Raw genomic sequence first — 17,591 nt, forward strand, 5'->3', positions numbered from 1 at the left:
GGACCGGGCCGTCCTCCCCGCTCAGTCCCGCAGATCCACGATCCGCCTGATCTTCCCCACCGAACGCTCCAGCGTTTCCGGATCCACGATCTCCACCTTCACCGACACCCCGATGCCGTCCTTCACGGCCGCCGCGATCGCCCGCGCCGCGTCCTCCCGGACCTCGGGACCGGCCAGGGCGCGCGCCTCGGCCCGTACCGTCAGCGCGTCCATCCGCCCCTCGCGGGTCAGCCGCAGCTGGAAGTGCGGGGCGACCCCCGGCGTACGGAGCACGATCTCCTCGATCTGGGTGGGGAAGAGGTTCACCCCGCGCAGGATCACCATGTCGTCCGTCCGGCCCGTGACCTTCTCCATGCGCCGGAAGGCCCGCGCCGTACCGGGCAGCAGCCGGGTGAGGTCGCGCGTCCGGTAGCGGACGACCGGCATCGCCTCCTTCGTGAGCGACGTGAAGACCAGCTCGCCCTCCTCCCCGTCCGGCAGCACCTCGCCGGTGAACGGGTCCACGACCTCCGGGTAGAAGTGGTCCTCCGAGATGTGCAGCCCGTCCTTGGTCTCCACGCATTCGAACGACACGCCGGGACCCATCACCTCGGACAGCCCGTAGATGTCGACCGCGTCGATCGCGAACCGCTCCTCGATCTCCCGCCGCATCTCCTCCGTCCACGGCTCGGCGCCGAAGATGCCCACCCGCAGGGAGGTCGTCCGGGGATCGACGCCCTGGCGCTCGAACTCGTCGAGCAGCGTCAGCATGTACGACGGCGTCACCATGATGATCTCGGGCTCGAAGTCCTGGATCAGCCGGACCTGGCGGGCGGTCATGCCGCCGGACGCGGGAACGACCGTACAACCGAGCCGCTCGGCGCCGTAGTGCGCCCCGAGGCCGCCGGTGAACAGCCCGTATCCGTACGCCACATGGACCGTGTGCCCGGGGCGCCCGCCGGCCGCCCGGATCGCGCGGGCGACCAGGTCCGCCCAGGTGTCCAGGTCCTTCTCGGTGTACCCGACGACGGTGGGCCGTCCCGTGGTGCCGCTGGAGGCGTGGATACGCCGTACCTCGGACCGCTCGACGGCGAACATCCCGAAGGGGTAGTTGTCGCGCAGATCGGCCTTGGCGGTGAAGGGGAAGCGGGCCAGATCGGCGAGCGAGTGACAGTCCTCCGGCCGCAGGCCCGCCTTGTCGAAGGCCTGCCGGTAGAAGGGGACCTGGTCGTACGCGTGCCGCAGGGTGGCCCGCAGGCGCGCCAGCTGGAGTACGGCCAGCTCCTCGCGGCCGAGCTGTTCCGCCGCGTCCAGCAGAGGTGTCATGGCGTGGTTCTCCCCGGTCGGGATCCGGACGACCGATCATTCGGTCGACCGGTCGGAGTCAGTAATCCAGGACCGCTCCCGGCCGTCAAGAGGTGTGTTCACCCGGCGCGGAACGCCATTGGCACGATCGGCGGGGGACGGGGAGGATCGGACCATGCCCACCTTCAGCGCGTACGACGGGACGGAACTCGCCTACCACCTGGTGGGGGAGGGGGAGCCGCTGGTGTGCCTGCCCGGCGGCCCCATGCGGGCGTCGGAGTACCTCGGCGACCTGGGAGGGCTGGCCGCGTACCGGCGGCTGGTCCTGCTCGACCTGCGGGGCACCGGCGGCTCCGCGATTCCGGCGGACCACACGACGTACCGCTGCGACCGGCAGGCCGACGACGTCGAGGCGCTCCGCGCCCACCTGGGGCTGGAGCGGCTGGACCTGCTCGGCCACTCGGCGTCCGGGAGCCTGGCCGCGCTCTACGCGGCGCGGTACCCGGACCGGGTGCGTTCGCTGACGCTGGTGACGCCCGTCGTCCCGGCGGCCGGGATCGAGCCGACCGACGAGGACCGGCGGGAGGCGATGGCGCTGCGCTCCGGTGAGCCCTGGTACGAGACGGGCCTCGCGGCCTTCGAGGAGATCGAGGCCGGCCGGGAGTCGCCCGGGGCGTGGGAGGCGGTCACGCCCTTCAACTACGGACGCTGGGACGACGCGGCGCGGGCCTTCTCCGCCGCCTCGGACGGGCAGATCAACCCGGAGGCCGCCGCCCTGTACTCCGCGCCGGGCGCGTTCGACCCGGCCGCGACGCGGGCCGTGCTGCGCACGCTGGACGTACCGGTACTGGTGCTGACGGGCGAGCTGGACGGCGGACCCCGCCCGGCACGGGCGCGGGAGCTGGTGGAAGTGTTCCCGGACGCCCGGGAGGCGGTGGTCCGGGGCGCGGCGCACTTCCCCTGGCTGGACGAACCGGGCGCGTTCGTCCGTACGGTGGCGGCGTTCCTGGACCCGGGGGTGCACCGCGTCGACGTGGCCGGGGTACGGCTGGCCTACCGCACGTGGGGCGAGCGGGACGCGCCGCCGGTGGTGCTCCTGCACGGCCGGTGCGGAAACAGCCGGGACTGGACGGAGATCGCGGAGGATCTCGCGCGCGACCGGTGGGTGATCGCCCCCGACCTCAGCGGGCACGGCCTGAGCGACTGGCCGGGCCGGTACGGGCTGGCGCGCTACCGCGACGAACTGCGCGGCTTCCTGGCCGCGCTCGGGCTGACCGGGGTGGACGTCGTCGCCCACTCGATGGGCGGCTTCGCGGCGTACCTGCTGGCTCAGGAGGCACCGGAGCTGTTCGGCCGCCTGGTCCTGGAGGAGAGCCCGCCGCTCCTTCCGCTGGACCCGCCGCGCCCGCCGGCCGTGCGGGAGGAGGGCGAACTCGCCTACGACTGGCCGCTCGTGCCCGCCGTGGACGCGGAGCTGAACACACCGGACCCGGCGTGGACGGAGGGGTTCGGCCGGATCACCGCGCCGACGCTGGTGATCGCGGGCGGCCCGGACAGCCACGTCGCGCAGGAGAAGTTCGCGTGGCTGGCGGAACGGGTGCCGGGGGCCCGGCTGGTCACGATCGACGCGGGACACCTGGTCCACCGCACACGCCCGGCCGAATTCCTGGCGGCGCTGCGGGAGTTCGGCATCTGAGCGGGTCCGTGCGGTCGGGGGCCGCGGCCATGTGTCGTACCGTCGCGGCCTGTCCGGGACCGGCGGTGGTCGATAGTCTGGCCCGGGACGACGCAGCGGGAGGAGCAGGACGTGGCCGAAAGCACCACCACCCATCAGCCGCTCACGGGCTGGAACAAGCCGGAGCTGGACCTGAGCAACGCGGACTGGCGGTCGGGCAGCCAGGGCAGGGGTGATGTCCAGATCGCCTTCGTCGAGGGCTTCATCGCGATGCGCAACAGCGGCAAGCCGGAGAGCCCTTCACTGATCTTCAGCCCCGCGGAATGGCGTGCCTTCGTGATCAACGCACGCGAGGGGGAGTTCGACCTCACCTGACACCGCGGCTTCCCGGAAGGCGCGGCTTTCCCGTCCGCCGGTGACAGCCGCGGAGCCGGGCGTGGCATTCACGGGCAGGAGCTGGGGCGTTTCGCGGTGCGGCCGTCGCCGGAGGACCGGCCGTGCACACGGCGGGTGAGCCAGGGGCCGAGGAACGCGGCCGCCCAGCGCAGTTCGTCTTCCGCGGCCCGCCGGCCCGTGGGGACCTTCCGGCGAGGCAGGGGGAGCGTCCAGGCGTCGTCGCTTCCGGGCAGGTGGACGGCCTGGGCGAGGGCCGCGGCGATCCGTTCGTGGCCGAGGGGACCGGCGTGGAGCCGGTCCGCGCTCCACAGCCGTGGATCGGTGGCGACGGCCTGGCGGCCCGTTTCGGCGACCGCGACCCCGTGACGGGCGGCCGTGGCGCGGATGCGGGTGTTGAGCTCGCACACGCGGGACCTCAACGGCCGGGCAAGGGGCACGATCTTCGCCACGTCGGGGAAGGCCAGCGTCACCACGTCGGCCCCGGCAGCCGTGAGCGCGCCGAACATCTCTTCCAGGTGCCCGGCCACCTCCGCGGCGTCGAACCGGGGCCGGAGCAGGTCGTTGACCCCGGTGACAACGGTGGCCAGGTCGGGCCGCAGGGCCCTTCGGTCTGACTGTCGCCCAGGGCGACGTACCTCAGGAATTCACCGTTCGGCACGAGCCGGCTGCCTTTCCTTGAGGACGGTCGCGATCCGCAGGCACCAGTCCCGGTGCTCCTGCTCGAAGGCCAGGCCGCGCAGGCAGGTCAGGTACGGCCCGATCCGCTCGCCGTGGCGGAGGAACTCCTCCTCGTCCGCGTCGCCGCGCAGCTGCCGCAGCAGCTTGCCGAGAAGCTCGATCTTGGCCTCGGCCGCGGACGCCCGCTCCTCCAGCTGTCCGATCACCGGCGCCGTGCCGACACGGTCGGCGACCTGGACCTTGACCAGCAGGTCGTCGCGGATGAACGAGGGCTTCGACACGGCCGCGGCGAACGTCTCCAGCTCGGCGCGGCCGGCGTCGGTGACCCGGAACAGCCGTTTGTTGGGCCGGGTTTCCTGGACCACCTGCCGACCCGCGACCAGCCCTTCCTTCTCCAGCCTGGTCAGCTCGGCGTACAGCTGCTGGGGCAGGGCGTGCCAGAAGTTCGCGACGCCGATGTCGAACGCCTTCGCCAGTTGGTATCCGCTGTACTCGCCGTCCAGCAGTGCCGCCAGCACCGCATGCCGCAGCGCCATCGGAGCAGCCCCTTCCCTTTTCTCGTCCCGCACCTCATCATACTCAACAAAATGATTAGTCATATCCTTGAGTATCAGGAGGAGCCATGGAGACTGCCGAACGCTTCCGCGCTGCCGTGGAGAAGGGGCAACTCGCGGCACTGGAAGACTTGTTCACCGAGGACATCCGCCTCTACAGCCCCGTGAAGTTCACGCCCTTCGAGGGCAGGCCCATGGTGCTGGGGCTCTTCGGCGTCCTGCTGCGCACCTTCGAGGACTTCCGCTACGCCGGGCACTTCGAGGGCACGGCCGAGACCGCTGCCGACGGCGAAGACGCTCCGTCGGCGATCCTGCTCTTCCGGGCCACCGTGGACGGCAAACAGATCCACGGCATCGACCTGCTCCAGTTCGACGGGGCGGGCAGGATCAAGGAGTTCACGGTGATGGTCCGCCCCCAGTCCGCTGTGCACGCCCTGGGCCGGGCGGTACTCGCGGGCCTGGTCGCCGACGGACTCGTCCCCGAGGCCGTCGCCCGGTAGGAGGGGCGCCGGGCGCGCCGCCCCTGAGACGTCCTGGAGACCGCTCTCCGGGGCTCCGCCAGTGTTTCCGCCTGGCTCCACCGGGGTGTCGTGAACCCGTACCATGGTGGGATGTCCTTTCTCCGCCGCCGCAGCGCCGCCACACCCGCGGGCCCGGATTTTGATGTCCTGGCCATGGATCCGGGTGACTGGCCCGGAAACCTCGGGGCCGGGCTGCTGCCCGCCCCCGACGGCAGCTGCCAGGGTGTCTTCCTGCGCTACGACCTGTTCGGTGGCCGCGGCCCCGCGATGATCATCGGCAACCTCCCCGAGGGCTCCCCGGCCCGGGAACTGCTCGACGGCCAGATCCCGTTCGAGGTGGCCCAGCTGCTGCTGGCGCTGGAGAACGAGGAGCCCGTCGAGGTCGTCGGCGTCGAGGACATGCCGGTCATGCAGGGCGACAACCTCATGATCGTGCGCCGTCTCAAGCTCTCCGAAAGCCGCGTCTCCTGCGTGCAGTTCGACCGCAGCGACAACGTCCTCGTGACGATCGCCAGCTGGGACCGGCCGATCACCGACGATCTCTACGCGCTCCTCAAGCCGCTCCCCGCGGAGCTGTTCCAGCAGGGCTGAGCGCCCCGCGCCACCGGGTGCCCTCCTCCGCGCCACCTCTTCCCGCGCCCGCCGGGAAGCCCGGGTCCGCCCGGCCCGTACGTCCCCCGCTCGCCGTTATCAGCTCCGCCCCGCACGCGGAGCTGATTTGTCATGTCTATTGCCAAATCAGTCATCGGACTTTTACCGTGCTGGCCATGACTCCAGGGATGAGCCGCAGAACCACCATCAAGTCCGCACTGGGAGCAACAGGCGCTGTCGCGCTGGGAGTTCCGGTTATGGCCGGAACCGCAGCCGCCGCCGACCCCTCCGATGATTTGACGCTCTGGTACCAGACCCCCGCCGCCGACTGGGAGCGGGAATCCCTGCCCATCGGCAGCGGAGCCCTCGGCGCGAGTGTGTTCGGGACACTCGCCACCGAGCGGCTCACGTTCAACGAGAAGACCCTGTGGACCGGCGGCCCCGGCGCCGCCGGCGGCTACGACCACGGCAACTGGACCGAGCCCAGGCCGGGCGTCCTCGCCTCCGTCCAGCAGCGTCTGGACACCGAGGGCCGGCTCACCCCCGAAGCCGTCGTCGCCGAACTGGGCCAGCCCAAGCACGGCTTCGGCTCCTACCAGGTCTTCGGCGACCTGGAATTCGCGGTACCCGGCGCGCCGGCCGCCCCCGACGCCTCCTACCGGCGCTCCCTCGACCTCTCCACCGCCCTCGCCGCCGTCTCGTACACCCACCAAGGCGTCGCGTACACACGGGAGTTCTTCGCCTCCTACCCCGGCAAGGTCATCGCGGGACGGTTCACCGCGGACCAGCCGGGCAAGATCGCCTTCACCCTCCGCTACACCTCACCGCGCCAGGACTTCACCGCCACCGCGAGCGGCGACCGCCTGACGGTGAGGGGCGCGCTCCAGGACAACGGGCTGCGCTTCGAAGCACAGATACGGGTACGGACCGAAGGCGGCAGCGTCCGGGCCGGGACGGACGGCACCCTCACCGTCACCGGCGCGACCAAGGCGTGGTTCGTCCTCGCCGCAGGCACCGACTACGCCGACACCTACCCGCGCTACCGGGGCAGCGACCCGCACGCCGCCGTCACCGGCTCCGTCGACGCGGCGGCCCGCCGCTCGTACACGGATCTGCGCGGCCGCCATGTCGCCGACCACCGCGCGCTGTTCGACCGGGTCTCGCTCGACATCGGCCAAGAGCTCCCCGACCTGCCCACCGACCGGCTGCTGGCCGGCTACACCGGCGGGACGACCCCTGCCGACAAGGCGCTCGAAGCGCTCTTCTTCCAGTACGGGCGCTATCTGCTGATCGCCTCCTCACGCGCGGGCTCGCTGCCCGCGAACCTCCAGGGCGTGTGGAACAACGTGACCAACCCGCCCTGGTCGGCGGACTACCACGTCAACATCAACCTCCAGATGAACTACTGGCTCGCCGAGGTCACCAACCTCGCCGAGACCACCGCCCCGTACGACCGCTACGTCGAGGCCATGCGCGCCCCCGGCCGCCGCAGCGCCCAGGAGATCTTCGGCTCGGGCGGCTGGGTCGTGCAGAACGAGACCAATCCGTACGGCTTCACCGGCGTCCACAACTGGGCCACGTCCTTCTGGTTCCCGGAGGCCGCCGCCTGGCTCACCCAGCAGCTGTACGACCACTACCGCTTCAACGGCTCCACCGAGTACCTGCGCACCACCGCCTACCCCGTGATGAAGGAGGCGGCGGAGTTCTGGCTCGCCAACCTCCGTACGGACCCCCGGGACGGCACGCTCGTCGTCACCCCCAGCTACTCGCCGGAACAGGGTGACTTCACGGCGGGCGCCGCCATGTCCCAGCAGATCGTCCACGACCTGCTCACCAACACCCTGGAGGCCGCCAGGACCCTCGGCGACGCCCCCGCCTTCCGCACCAGGCTCCAGGACACGCTCGCGCAGCTCGACCCCGGCCTGCGCGTCGGCTCCTGGGGGCAGCTCCAGGAGTGGAAGACCGACCTGGACAGCCCCACCAACGACCACCGCCACGTCTCGCACCTCTTCGCGCTGCACCCCGGCCGGCAGATCCAGGCCGGCGGCGAGTGGGCCGAGGCCGCCAAGGTCTCCCTGACCGCGCGCGGCGACGGCGGGACGGGCTGGTCCAAGGCATGGAAGATCAACTTCTGGGCGCGCCTGCGGGACGGGAACCACGCCCACAAGATGCTCTCCGAGCAGCTCAAGAGCTCCACCCTGCCCAACCTCTGGGACACCCACCCGCCGTTCCAGATCGACGGCAATTTCGGTGCCACGTCCGGGATCGCCGAGATGCTCGTACAGAGCCAGCACGGGCCGATCGAGATCCTTCCCGCCCTTCCCGCGTCCTGGCAGGACGGGAGTGTCACCGGCCTGCGGGCCCGCGGCGGCGCCACGCTCGACCTCGTCTGGGCCGGCGGCCGGGCCACCCGCGTGACACTGCGCGCGAGCCGTACGGGAGAGCTGACCGTACGCAGCACCCTGCTGCCGGGCGGCGAGCGCAGGTTCCGGGCGACGGCGGGCAGGACGTACGTCTTCCACGCCTGACGCCCCGCTCCACCCGTCCCCGCTCCCCCCTGTCCCCGGCCGCCGCGCGTGGCCGGGGACAGGCGGGCCGGAGGACACCCGCCGACCTGCGAAACGCCGCCCCGGCGCGCAAAATGGATGGACGTATGGGGGCCTGCGCACCGGCCGGCCGTCCGCCCGCTGCCGGACCTTCATCGAGCGAAGGGACAGCATGGACAACAACGCTCTGACGCCCGACGTCCTGCGGGAACTGCGCACCCCACGCCCCTATCCCGCGGTGTCCCTGACGATGCCCACGCACCGCCACGACCCCTACCACGACCAGGACACGGTACGGCTGCGCAACCTCCTCGCCGAGGCGTGGCGCAGGCTGGAGACCGAGCCGGGTCTCGACCGGGCGGCCAGGACCGCCGTCAAGAGCCGGATCGGCCGGGCCGTCGCCGAGGTGGACCTGCGGCAGACGCTCGACGGGCTGCTGATCCTCGCCGACACCCTGGACTACCGGATCTGGTACCTGCCCCGTGAGGTCCCCGAGCAGGTCGTCCTCGGCGACACCTACCTCACGCGGAATCTGGTGGCCGCCACCGCCCAGTCACGCCCGTACTGGGCGCTGAGCGTCGCGGCCGACCGCGCGACGCTCTGGGACGGGTCCGGCGACACGCTCCACGAGCACCGCGACGACGGATTCCCGATGACCCCGCCCGAGGACACCTGGGACCCGGAGCACGAGGAGCGCGTCGGCGACCCGAGCGCCTTCCGTGACGAGGAGACCCGGCAGTTCCTGCGGTCGGTCGACCGGGCCATGGGGTCGGTCCTGGCCCGCCACCCCCGGCCGCTCTACGTCGTCGGCCTCGCGCCCGCCCTCGCCCTGCTGGAGGACGCGGGCGGCGCCGCGCACTGCGCGGTCGGCCGGCTCGTCAAGGGCGGTCTGGCCGACGGGCCCGCGCCGCTCCTGCGGCAGGAGATCGAGCCGGTGAGGGCGGCGCACGACCGGCGGGAGCAGCGCGAGCTGTTCGACAAGCTGGACGCGGCCAAGGGACGCAGGACCTTCGCCGCGGGTCTGGACGAGGTCTGGGAGTCGGTACGGGAGAAGCGCGCCGAGGTGATCGCGGTGGAGGACCACTACCGCCAGTCCGTCCGGATCAGCGAAGGACATCTGGTGCCGGTGGAGGACCCCGGCGGGCAGGGTCCCGGCGCGCGCGTCCAGGACGACATCGTCGACGAACTGGTCGAGTCGGCCCTCGACGGGGGCGCCGAGGTGGTGTTCCTGCCGGACGACGCGCTCGCCGGGCAGGACAGGATCGCCGCCGTCCTGCGCTACTGAGGTACGGGACACCCCCACCACCGTTCGCACGAGGGCAGAGGACCGGGCGCCGTCGGACCCCCACAGGCTGACGGCGCCCGGCGTTTCTGTGGTCCGGTGGTCAGTGTCCCGACGAGTGTCCCGACGACCGCACGGTGACATCGGACGCCTTCACATAGGCGATCCGGTGCCCGTACTGGATCTCGTAGTACTGCTCCTTGCCCCGCACCACCTGGTGTCCCGCGGTGGCGAAGGTCGTCGCGTACAGGTACTCACCGGGCACCTTGTCACCGACCACGTACCGCTGCCCGCCGAGCACCTTGTACGGCAGCGGGGACACGGTCTGGACGGGGACCCCCGCCGGATACGCCGACGCCTCCGGATAGGCGCGCCCGTACACCGGCACCTCCGCGAGACCGTCCTTCGGCGTCAGCACCGAAGCCTTGGCCCCCACCGCCGTCGGCTGCTCGCGGGGGTTCTCGAACCACGCCTTCTGGCCGAGGTACCAGACCGCCGTCCAGTCGCCCTGACGCCCGGCGACCGCGAACTGCTGGCCCGTCGAGGCCCGCGCGCCGATGTCGTTCACCCCGGTCGTGGAGTCCTGGCCGCCGGGCCGCAGCCCGACGTCCTTCACGAGCGGCGCGTTCGCGTCCGGCGCCGTGCGCAGCCGTACCGCCCCCGAGCCGTGCGGCGCGCAGGCGTCACCCGCCGTCACACACCCGGTGTACGACGGCTGGTGGGCGGCGTAGTCGGGACGGATCGTCACCACACCCGCGTCCGCGCCCGCCGTCGCCTTGAACCGCTTGCCCAGCAGCTCGAAGTAGTGCGCCCAGTCCCAGTACGGACCGGGGTCCGTGTGCATCCCCGGCACGTTCGCCGCCGTCGGCCCGGGAACGGTGTCGTGCCCCAGGATGTGCTGCCGGTCCAGCGGGATGTCGTACTTCTCCGCCAGATAGGCCACCAGCCGGGCCGACGTACGGTACATCGCCTCCGTGTACCAGGCGTCCGGCGCGATCAGGAAGCCCTCGTGCTCCAGGCCCACGGACTTGGCGTTCGTGTACCAGTTGCCCGCGTGCCACGCGACGTCCTTCACCGGCACGTGCTGGGCGATGTGCCCGTCCGACGAGCGCAGCGTGTAGTGCCAGGACACGTACGTCGGGTCCTGCACCAGCTTGAGGGTGGTGTCCCAGGAGCCCTCGGTGTCGTGGATGACGATGGAGTCGACCGTCTGCGACGCGGGCCGGTCGGCCTTGTCGTGGTTGCCGTAGTCGCCCTCGCCGAACTCCTGGTACGGCGCCGGGATCCACTCGCAGGCGACCGTGCGCGGGCACTCCGTCCCGGCGGCGCCGGTCCTGCGCAGTCCGAGCGCCGGCAGCTGGGACGTGTCGGGCGCCACCGAGGGCACCGCGCGCAGCGCCACCCGCTGCCCGTTGTCCGTGGTGCGCCGCTCGCCGTCCCTGATCACCGCGAACACGTCGTTCGCGTACGTCGCGGCGGTCGCGGAGTCGTCGGCCCCGGAGAACCGCGCGACCGCCCCGTACCAGTCGCCCGGGTCGCCGCCGAGCGGCTCGCCCAGCTCACGCTGGGCGGCGGCCAGCAGCGCGGCGCCCCCCTCGATGTTCGCGGCGGGGCTCTCCCGCAGGTCCTTCGCGGGCAGCCCGGTGAGGCGGGCCGCCCGGTCCAGGGTGCGCAGCCGCGCGGGCAGCTCCGAGGTCGCGGGCACCGCGGTCGCGGCACCGGGGGCGGCCACCTTGACCGGCCGTGCCGAGTCGCCGCGCGCGTCCTCCGTACCGTCGGAGTGGTGCGGCGCGTCGGCGAGCGCGGTCCGCGCGTCGGTCAGGTGCATCGGCCCGTAGCCGCCCGTGACGCTCGGCGCGCCGCTGTGGGTGTCCCAGCGGGACTGGAGGTACGCGACACCCAGGAGCACACTCCCCGGCACGTCGTACCGCGCGGCGGCGGCCTCGAACTGAGTCTGCAACGTGCCGGACGCGGGCCGTTCCACGGTGGCGGAGGGAGCGGCCGACACCAGCGGCAGGAGCAGCGCGGCCGCCGCCAGGACACCTCCCGCTCCGAGCGTGCGTCCGCGTACGTTCCTCGGTCGTGGGGGGACGGAAGGGGGCAATGCGGCCTCCAGTGACGGGTGGTGCGCGAGATGCCGGTAGCTCTGTCTCGCTCCAGGGGTATCTGCTTCCGGACGATCCGTCAATCAGGCGCCACGACAAGGATTTCGCACGTCAGCTCGCGTGTCGGGAGGTTTCGCCATGGTGGCGCCCGGGCCTGCGGCGCGTCAGTGGAATGAACCAATGGCCGTATACGGAACAGCGCACACCGCACACCGCCGCGCGCCCCGTCTGTCGGTACGGGGCGCGCGGCGGTGCGGCCTTTCAGGTTCTCCCCGTGCGACCGGGGCCTCCCCCGTGTCAGCGGGTCCCGACCGCCGCGCGCACGGCCCGGCGGGCCATCGCGCAGTCGTCGTGCAGGCGCCTGAGCAGCAACCGCTGCTCCTCGCCCGTCGGCAGTCCGCTCCGCGCGGAGGACGCGGCCGGCGACGCGCCCGCGGCGGGCGGCTGCGTCTCCCGCATGGCGCGCTGCACGGCCGTCTCGTACATCCGGATCTCCCGGGTCAGTACGAGCATCAGATTGACGAGGAAGGCGTCCCGGGCCGCCGGTCCCGGGGCCTGGGCGAGCTGGCTGATCTGCCGGCGCGCCGCCGGGGCGTCCCCGAGCACCGCCCACAGCGTCGCGAGATCGTACCCGGGCAGGTACCACCCGGCGTGCTCCCAGTCCACGAGCACCGGGCCCGCCGGGGAGAGCAGGATGTTGGAGAGCAGCGCGTCGCCGTGGCAGAACTGGCCCGCGCCCTGCCGGCCGGCCGCCAGGCCGTGCAGCAGCTTCTGGAGATCGCCCAGGTCCCGGTCGGTGAACAGGCCCAGCTCGTGGTACCGGGCGATCCGTGAGGCGTAGTCGAGGGGGGCGTCGAACATGCCCGGCGGCGGCCGCCAGGTGTTGAGCCGGGCGATCGCGCCGAGCGCGGCCCGTACGTCGGCCCGGGGCGGAGCCTCCACGGGGTGGCGGGCCAGCGCCGCCGCGCGGCCGGGCATCCGTTCGACCACCAGCGTGCAGTTGTCGGGGTCGGCGGCGATGAGGCGCGGTACGCGTACCGGCGGCCGGTGCCGCACGAACGCGCGATAAGCGGCTATTTCGTGGCGGAACCGCTCCGCCCAGACGGGCGAGTGGTCCAGCAGGCACTTGGCGACCGCGGTGGTGCGCCCGGTGGATCCGACGAGCAGGACGGACCGCCCGCTGCGGCGCAGGACCTGCACCGGATTGAACTCCGGACAGATCCGGTGCACCGAAGCGATCGCCTTCCGCAGCTGCGCGCCCTGGGGGCCGGACAAGTCGAGTCTCCCGCTGAGCGGTTGTTTGACCGCCCCGGCCCAGCGCCGGGGAGCGTTCGTGGGGTCGAGGTACGGTCCGCTGCCGGGCGCGACCGTACGCGTCGACCGGGGCGGGGCGGACACGGAGGACGATGCTGTGTACATGGGCGAGACAGATCCCTTCGTGTGCCGACTGAGGAGCGCGCGCCTCCCGTCCCGGCGGCCGGTCCGCACCCTGGGGAGTACGGCCGGCTGCCGGGCCGGGGTGGCGCGTTCCTACCCGACACCCGCGCGCGGGTGGCCCACCATCTGGCGCACCCTGGCGAACCCTGGCGAATTGTCGCCACCCCTCTGCCGGTATCTGACGGGGGGTTACTGTCGAAGCCGGCCGAGAACCTGGGGGCTTGACGTGAGCGGCGAACCCAACACCCGTCTGTCGGATCTGTTCGGCCTGGCCGGCTGGTCCAAGGGCGAACTCGCGAGGCTGGTGAACCGGCAGGCGGCGGCCATGGGCCACCCCCAACTGGCCACGGACACCTCGCGCGTACGGCGCTGGATCGACATGGGGGAGACCCCGCGCCATCCTGTGCCCCGGGTGCTGGCAGCGCTGTTCACCGAGCGGCTCGGTCGTGTCGTGACCATCGAGGACCTCGGCTTTGAACGGTCCGGGCGCACGGGGAAACGACAGGACGCCGGGAGCGCGGAGAATCCCGACGGCCTGCCGTGGGCGCCCGAACGGACGGCGGCGGTCCTCACCGAATTCACGGGAATGGACCTCATGCTCAACCGACGCGGCCTGGTGGGCGCGGGCGCCGCGCTCGCCACCGGCTCCGCACTCAGCAGTGCCATGCACGACTGGCTGCATCACGATCCCGTCCTCTCGTCCGACGCCCCCCGGCTCAACGCTCCCCTGCACGCCGACCCCGCTGGGTTCGACCGCTACGAGGCCGCCCCCATCGGGTCGCAGGAGATCGAGGCGCTGGAACGTTCCGTGGAGGTGTTCCGTGCGTGGGACGCCTCCCACGGCGGCGGACTCCAGCGCAAGGCCGTGGTGGGCCAGCTCAACGAGGTGGGCGGCATGCTCGCCTACCGTCACCCCGACCATCTCCAGCGGCGCCTGTGGGGCGTCGCCGCCAACCTGGCCGTCCTCGCGGGCTGGATGTCCCACGACGTCGGCCTCGAACCCACCGCCCAGAAGTACTTCGTCATCGCCACCCACGCGGCACGCGAGGGGGGCGACCGGCCCCGCGCGGGCGAGGCCCTCTCCAGAGCCGCACGCCAGATGATCCATCTGGGCCGGCCCGACGACGCCCTCGACCTGGTGAAGCTCGCCAGATCGGGGTCGGGGGAGGAGGCTCTGCCCCGTACCCGCGCCATGCTCCACACCATCGAGGCGTGGGCGCAGGCGTCCCTGGGGCGCGGGCAGGCCATGCGCCGCACCCTGGGCGAGGCGGAGGATCTCTTCGTCTCGGACAAGGGGGACGTAGAGCCGCCCGGCTGGATGCAGATGTTCGACGAGGCCGACCTGCACGGGATGGAGGCCCTGGCTTTCCGTACGCTCGCCGAACACGACCCGTCGGCGGCGGTCACCGCCCAGCGCCATGCCCGGAGGGCGCTGGACCTGCGGGTCAGCGGCCGGCAGCGGTCGAAGATCTTCGACCACATCTCGCTGGCCTCCGCGTGCTTCATCGCGGACGACCCGGAGCAGGCGGCGACCTACGCCCGGCTGGCGCTGGTGTCGATAAGGGAGACCTCCTCCCTCCGCACCTGGGACCGGCTGCGCGAGATGTACCGGCTCACCGGCCAGTACGCGGACTACGCGAAGATCCAGGATCTGCGGGAGGAGATCGAACTCTCCATGCCGAAGAAGAGCCAGGGGAAGCCGTCCGTGCTCGGCCCGGCCAGGAAGACGTACGGATCCGTCTAGGGCGCGTTCACCGGACGATCCGTCAGACCGTCGGTCCGTCCGGCCTGGCGACCATCACACAGGCGTCGTCGGGGCGTTCGGCCCCGCCGAGCTCCGCGACGATCGTCTCCGCGCATTCGCGCGCCGAGCGGGCCCGGGTCAACAGGGGGGCCAGCGCGAGGAGGTGATTCTGCCGTGCCTCCGTCCCGGCACGGTCCGCCCCGTCGGTGTGCAGGACGAGCACGTCACCGGGGAGGAGGTGGACGTCGGCCTGCTCGTACGCGGCGCCCGACGTCGCCCCGAGCAGCACGCCGTCCGGCGGTGTGAGCGCGCGCCCCGTCCCGTCGCGGAACAGCAACGGGGCGGGGTTCGCCGCCTGTGCCCATACGAAGGTGCCGGTGGCCGGCCGGTAGCGGGCACAGAGCGCGCTGCCGAGCGCGGGTTGCCGCGACGTCTCCAGGAGCTGGTTGAGATGTCCGAGGAGGGCGCCGGGCTCGATGCCCGCCACGGCCATCCCGCGCAGGGCCCCGAGGAGCATCGCCAGGGTGGAGGCGGCCGCCACGCCCTGTCCCGGGAGATCCCCGACCGTCACCAGGGTGTCCCCGCCGGGCAGGTCGAGGGCGTCGTACCAGTCACCGCGGGCCGTGGGCGACGACGCGGCGGGGAGATGGCGGGCGGCCAGGTCCAGAGCGGCCGGTCCGCTGCGCGCGAGCTCCAACGAGCCGCCCCGCGTGGGGAGTACGGCCTCCTGCAACTCGGCGACCAGCCGTTGTTCCGTCTGTACGAGGTGCTGCCGCCGCTGGACCGAGTCACGGGTGTCGCGCAACACCCGCTCGCTGTGGCGCAGGGTGCTGACATCGCGAAGGACCGCCCACATGGAGGCGGTGCAACCGCCCGTGTCGAGGACCGGTTCGCCCATCATGTGCAGCGTACGGACCCGGCCCCGGGCGGTGAGGACCCGGAACTCCCCGTCGATGGGCCGCCCGTCGATCAGACAGGCCGTCACCATCGCGGTGAGCAGGGCCTGGTCCTCGGGGAACAGCAGCGACGGCAGTTCGTCGAGCGACAGCGGGCCGGCCTCCCGGGGGCGTCCGAAGATCTCGTACAACTCGTCCGACCAGGTGACCTCGTCGGTGAGGAGGTTCCATTCGGCGCTGCCGACCCGGCCGGTGAGCGGAGCGGGACGCGCGGCGGCCGGGCGGGCGGTGCGTCCCTGGGCGGGGATGCCGTCCCGCACGCCGTCCGTCAGATCCGGCCTGCCGGCCCTGAGCTGGTCCAAGTGCGCGCCGAGATCGTCCAGTTGATGTACGGCCAGATCGCAGAGCGCGCGCTGCCAGCGCCGGAGGATGTCGTCGTCGTCCGCCTCGGCCGAGGCGTCCCGGCGTACGGCGTCCACGTCTCCGCGCAGCCTGCGGGTCTGCCTGATCAGGGCGTCGACCGAGCCCCGCTCAGGAGGCTGTGGGGCGGGACGGTCCGCGAACAGAGGGGACGGCATCTCGAACTCCGATGGGGCGGCGGCACTGCCTGGTCCGGATGATGGACCGTTAAGACTGTCGCACAGGCGCGGGAGGCCCGTAGGCCGATTGGCCACACTCGGCGGGGTCATGCGGAGGGCATATGCCAGCGGCTGCACATCGGGAGGCTTCGGACAGGCCCGCCGACCGGACAGTCCCACCGCTCGGGCAGCCCTGCGACACCCCCTTACGTGACCGGCAGACGATGGAGCGCCACCAGCAGGCGCCAGATCCGGGTGGCGATGCCCTCCGGGCTGTCCTCGATCAGCCCGTGCAGCCAGTCGGCCAGCACCCCCGCGAAGACCGCCGCCACCGCCGACGCGATCAGGTCGGGGGCGGGCGCGCCGGCGAGCGCGCGCTCCGCCCTGCTGCGCTCGCGCAGTCGGCGGTGGAGCAGTTCGCCCAGCGGCCCGCCGCCCCCCGGCCGCAGCAAGGTCCGGTACAGCGCCGCGTGCGGGGTCAGGCCCACGAAGAACGCGGTGAGCGGGGGCGGTGGCGTCCGTGGATCGGGAGCGCCCCGCCACGCGTGCAGGGCGTCCACGGCATCTCGTACGACCTCCGCGCAGGCGTCGACGGCCAGCGCCTGGAGATCGGGGTAGTGCAGGTAGAACGTCGCCCGGCCGAGCCCGGCCCGCCGGGCCAGCGCGGCGACCCCGATCTCTTCCAGCGGGCGCTCCGCACACGCGTCGAGCAGCGCCTGCCGCAGTCTGGCGCGGGTCCTGGCCGTCCGTGGATCGCCCCCGTCGCCGGGCGGGACGGCGGTCATCCGGCCGCCAGGACGACGGCCAGGGCGACCGCGCCGGGCAGCGCCTGGACGAAGAGGATGCGCTTGTTCGCGGTGAGGCCGCCGTACAGTCCCGCGACGGTCACGCAGATCGTGAAGAAGACCTGCACGCGGAAACCGGTCGGGTCGGAGACGATCAGCCCCCATATGAGCCCGGCGGCCAGGAAGCCGTTGTAGAGACCCTGGTTGCCCGCGAGGGCGGCCGTCGCCCTGGCCATGTCCGCGTCGAAGCCGGAGAGTTCACGGCCCTGCCGACGCTCCCACAGGAACATCTCCAATATCAGGATGTAGACGTGGAGCGCGGCCAACAGGCCGACCAGGACGTGCGCGGCTGTCTGCATGACGGGATCCCCCGGGAGAAGACTTCTGGACAGGTGTCCCGGAAGTCTAGGCACCTGTCCATCGGCTGCGGCTCCCCACCCCCCTTGCGGTGAGCCCCCTCCTTGCGATGCCCCATCGTAAGAGTTACGGTATCTAACAGAAGCAAGAGAGTGTTCGCAT

15 protein-coding genes are annotated in these 17,591 nt (G+C 72.2%); 7 read left to right on the top strand and 8 right to left on the bottom strand.

Annotated features, from left to right (window positions below):
• Positions 1–21 precede the first annotated feature (21 nt).
• Positions 22–1,305 carry a phenylacetate--CoA ligase PaaK gene (gene paaK, locus OG349_RS33730; RefSeq protein WP_327238218.1) on the bottom strand — a complete coding sequence of 428 codons (1,284 nt, stop codon included), beginning with the start codon at positions 1,303–1,305 and terminating at the stop codon, positions 22–24.
• Between the two features lie 154 nt (positions 1,306–1,459).
• Between paaK and OG349_RS33735 the strand changes: the two genes are divergently transcribed.
• Both OG349_RS33735 and OG349_RS33740 read left to right on the top strand, forming a co-directional pair.
• Positions 1,460–2,980 (top strand): alpha/beta fold hydrolase, encoded by a 1,521-nt coding sequence (locus OG349_RS33735; protein ID WP_327238219.1) that lies wholly within the window; start codon positions 1,460–1,462, stop codon positions 2,978–2,980.
• 111 nt (positions 2,981–3,091) lie between these two features.
• Positions 3,092–3,334, top strand: coding sequence for a DUF397 domain-containing protein (locus OG349_RS33740; RefSeq protein ID WP_161307048.1), 243 nt, complete (start codon positions 3,092–3,094; stop codon positions 3,332–3,334).
• 68 nt (positions 3,335–3,402) lie between these two features.
• On the opposite strand, the gene OG349_RS33745 is transcribed toward OG349_RS33740, so the two are convergent.
• Both OG349_RS33745 and OG349_RS33750 read right to left on the bottom strand, forming a co-directional pair.
• Positions 3,403–3,999, bottom strand: coding sequence for an SGNH/GDSL hydrolase family protein (locus tag OG349_RS33745; RefSeq protein WP_327238827.1), 597 nt, complete (start codon positions 3,997–3,999; stop codon positions 3,403–3,405).
• The gene (locus OG349_RS33750) at positions 4,000–4,569 is read right to left on the bottom strand and encodes a PadR family transcriptional regulator (protein WP_327238220.1); all 570 of its coding nucleotides are present in this window, start codon (positions 4,567–4,569) and stop codon (positions 4,000–4,002) included.
• A gap of 86 nt (positions 4,570–4,655) precedes the next feature.
• On the opposite strand from OG349_RS33750, the gene OG349_RS33755 reads away from it, so the two are divergent.
• The 4 genes from OG349_RS33755 to OG349_RS33770 all read left to right on the top strand — a co-directional run bounded on the left by OG349_RS33755 (position 4,656) and on the right by OG349_RS33770 (position 9,530).
• Positions 4,656–5,087, top strand: coding sequence for a nuclear transport factor 2 family protein (locus OG349_RS33755; RefSeq protein ID WP_327238221.1), 432 nt, complete (start codon positions 4,656–4,658; stop codon positions 5,085–5,087).
• A gap of 111 nt (positions 5,088–5,198) precedes the next feature.
• Entirely contained in the window at positions 5,199–5,699 is a 501-nt protein-coding gene (locus tag OG349_RS33760; RefSeq protein WP_327238222.1) for a hypothetical protein, read from the top strand.
• A gap of 257 nt (positions 5,700–5,956) precedes the next feature.
• Complete coding sequence (locus tag OG349_RS33765; protein ID WP_327238223.1) at positions 5,957–8,227, top strand: glycoside hydrolase family 95 protein; 2,271 nt, start codon at positions 5,957–5,959, stop codon at positions 8,225–8,227.
• Positions 8,228–8,417: 190 nt separating this feature from the next.
• Positions 8,418–9,530 (top strand): baeRF3 domain-containing protein, encoded by a 1,113-nt coding sequence (locus OG349_RS33770; protein WP_327238224.1) that lies wholly within the window; start codon positions 8,418–8,420, stop codon positions 9,528–9,530.
• 100 nt (positions 9,531–9,630) lie between these two features.
• Here the strand turns inward: OG349_RS33770 and OG349_RS33775 are convergent, their stop codons facing one another.
• Together OG349_RS33775 and OG349_RS33780 are read right to left on the bottom strand one after the other, a co-directional pair.
• The gene (locus OG349_RS33775) at positions 9,631–11,631 is read right to left on the bottom strand and encodes an N-acetylmuramoyl-L-alanine amidase (protein WP_327238225.1); all 2,001 of its coding nucleotides are present in this window, start codon (positions 11,629–11,631) and stop codon (positions 9,631–9,633) included.
• Between the two features lie 298 nt (positions 11,632–11,929).
• On the bottom strand, positions 11,930–13,051 hold the full coding sequence (locus OG349_RS33780; RefSeq protein ID WP_327238226.1) for an aminoglycoside phosphotransferase family protein: 1,122 nt from the start codon (positions 13,049–13,051) through the stop codon (positions 11,930–11,932).
• A gap of 244 nt (positions 13,052–13,295) precedes the next feature.
• Between OG349_RS33780 and OG349_RS33785 the strand changes: the two genes are divergently transcribed.
• Entirely contained in the window at positions 13,296–14,813 is a 1,518-nt protein-coding gene (locus OG349_RS33785; protein WP_327238227.1) for a DNA-binding protein NsdB, read from the top strand.
• Between the two features lie 22 nt (positions 14,814–14,835).
• Here OG349_RS33785 and OG349_RS33790 read toward each other — a convergent pair whose 3' ends face one another.
• The 3 genes from OG349_RS33790 to OG349_RS33800 all read right to left on the bottom strand — a co-directional run bounded on the left by OG349_RS33790 (position 14,836) and on the right by OG349_RS33800 (position 17,431).
• Entirely contained in the window at positions 14,836–16,287 is a 1,452-nt protein-coding gene (locus OG349_RS33790; protein WP_327238228.1) for a PP2C family protein-serine/threonine phosphatase, read from the bottom strand.
• A gap of 206 nt (positions 16,288–16,493) precedes the next feature.
• Complete coding sequence (locus tag OG349_RS33795; protein ID WP_327238229.1) at positions 16,494–17,072, bottom strand: TetR/AcrR family transcriptional regulator; 579 nt, start codon at positions 17,070–17,072, stop codon at positions 16,494–16,496.
• Positions 17,069–17,431, bottom strand: a complete 363-nt coding sequence (locus tag OG349_RS33800; protein WP_327238230.1) for a DUF1304 domain-containing protein — start codon at positions 17,429–17,431, stop codon at positions 17,069–17,071. Before OG349_RS33800 ends, OG349_RS33795 begins: the two co-directional genes overlap by 4 nt.
• Positions 17,432–17,591 lie beyond the last annotated feature (160 nt).

Source organism: Streptomyces sp. NBC_01317, assembly GCF_035961655.1.
Lineage (GTDB): Bacteria > Actinomycetota > Actinomycetes > Streptomycetales > Streptomycetaceae > Streptomyces.

Bases quoted from the DNA above. Each gene is read 5' to 3' on its own strand.
- paaK (WP_327238218.1), bottom strand. From the start codon at position 1,305: ATGACACCTCTGCTGGACGCGGCGGAACAGCTCGGCCGCGAGGAGCTG.
- OG349_RS33735 (WP_327238219.1), top strand. From the start codon at position 1,460: ATGCCCACCTTCAGCGCGTACGACGGGACGGAACTCGCCTACCACCTG.
- OG349_RS33750 (WP_327238220.1), bottom strand. From the start codon at position 4,569: ATGGCGCTGCGGCATGCGGTGCTGGCGGCACTGCTGGACGGCGAGTAC.
- OG349_RS33755 (WP_327238221.1), top strand. From the start codon at position 4,656: ATGGAGACTGCCGAACGCTTCCGCGCTGCCGTGGAGAAGGGGCAACTC.
- OG349_RS33760 (WP_327238222.1), top strand. From the start codon at position 5,199: ATGTCCTTTCTCCGCCGCCGCAGCGCCGCCACACCCGCGGGCCCGGAT.
- OG349_RS33765 (WP_327238223.1), top strand. From the start codon at position 5,957: ATGGCCGGAACCGCAGCCGCCGCCGACCCCTCCGATGATTTGACGCTC.
- OG349_RS33770 (WP_327238224.1), top strand. From the start codon at position 8,418: ATGGACAACAACGCTCTGACGCCCGACGTCCTGCGGGAACTGCGCACC.
- OG349_RS33780 (WP_327238226.1), bottom strand. From the start codon at position 13,051: ATGTACACAGCATCGTCCTCCGTGTCCGCCCCGCCCCGGTCGACGCGT.
- OG349_RS33790 (WP_327238228.1), bottom strand. From the start codon at position 16,287: ATGCCGTCCCCTCTGTTCGCGGACCGTCCCGCCCCACAGCCTCCTGAG.
- OG349_RS33795 (WP_327238229.1), bottom strand. From the start codon at position 17,072: ATGACCGCCGTCCCGCCCGGCGACGGGGGCGATCCACGGACGGCCAGG.
- OG349_RS33800 (WP_327238230.1), bottom strand. From the start codon at position 17,431: ATGCAGACAGCCGCGCACGTCCTGGTCGGCCTGTTGGCCGCGCTCCAC.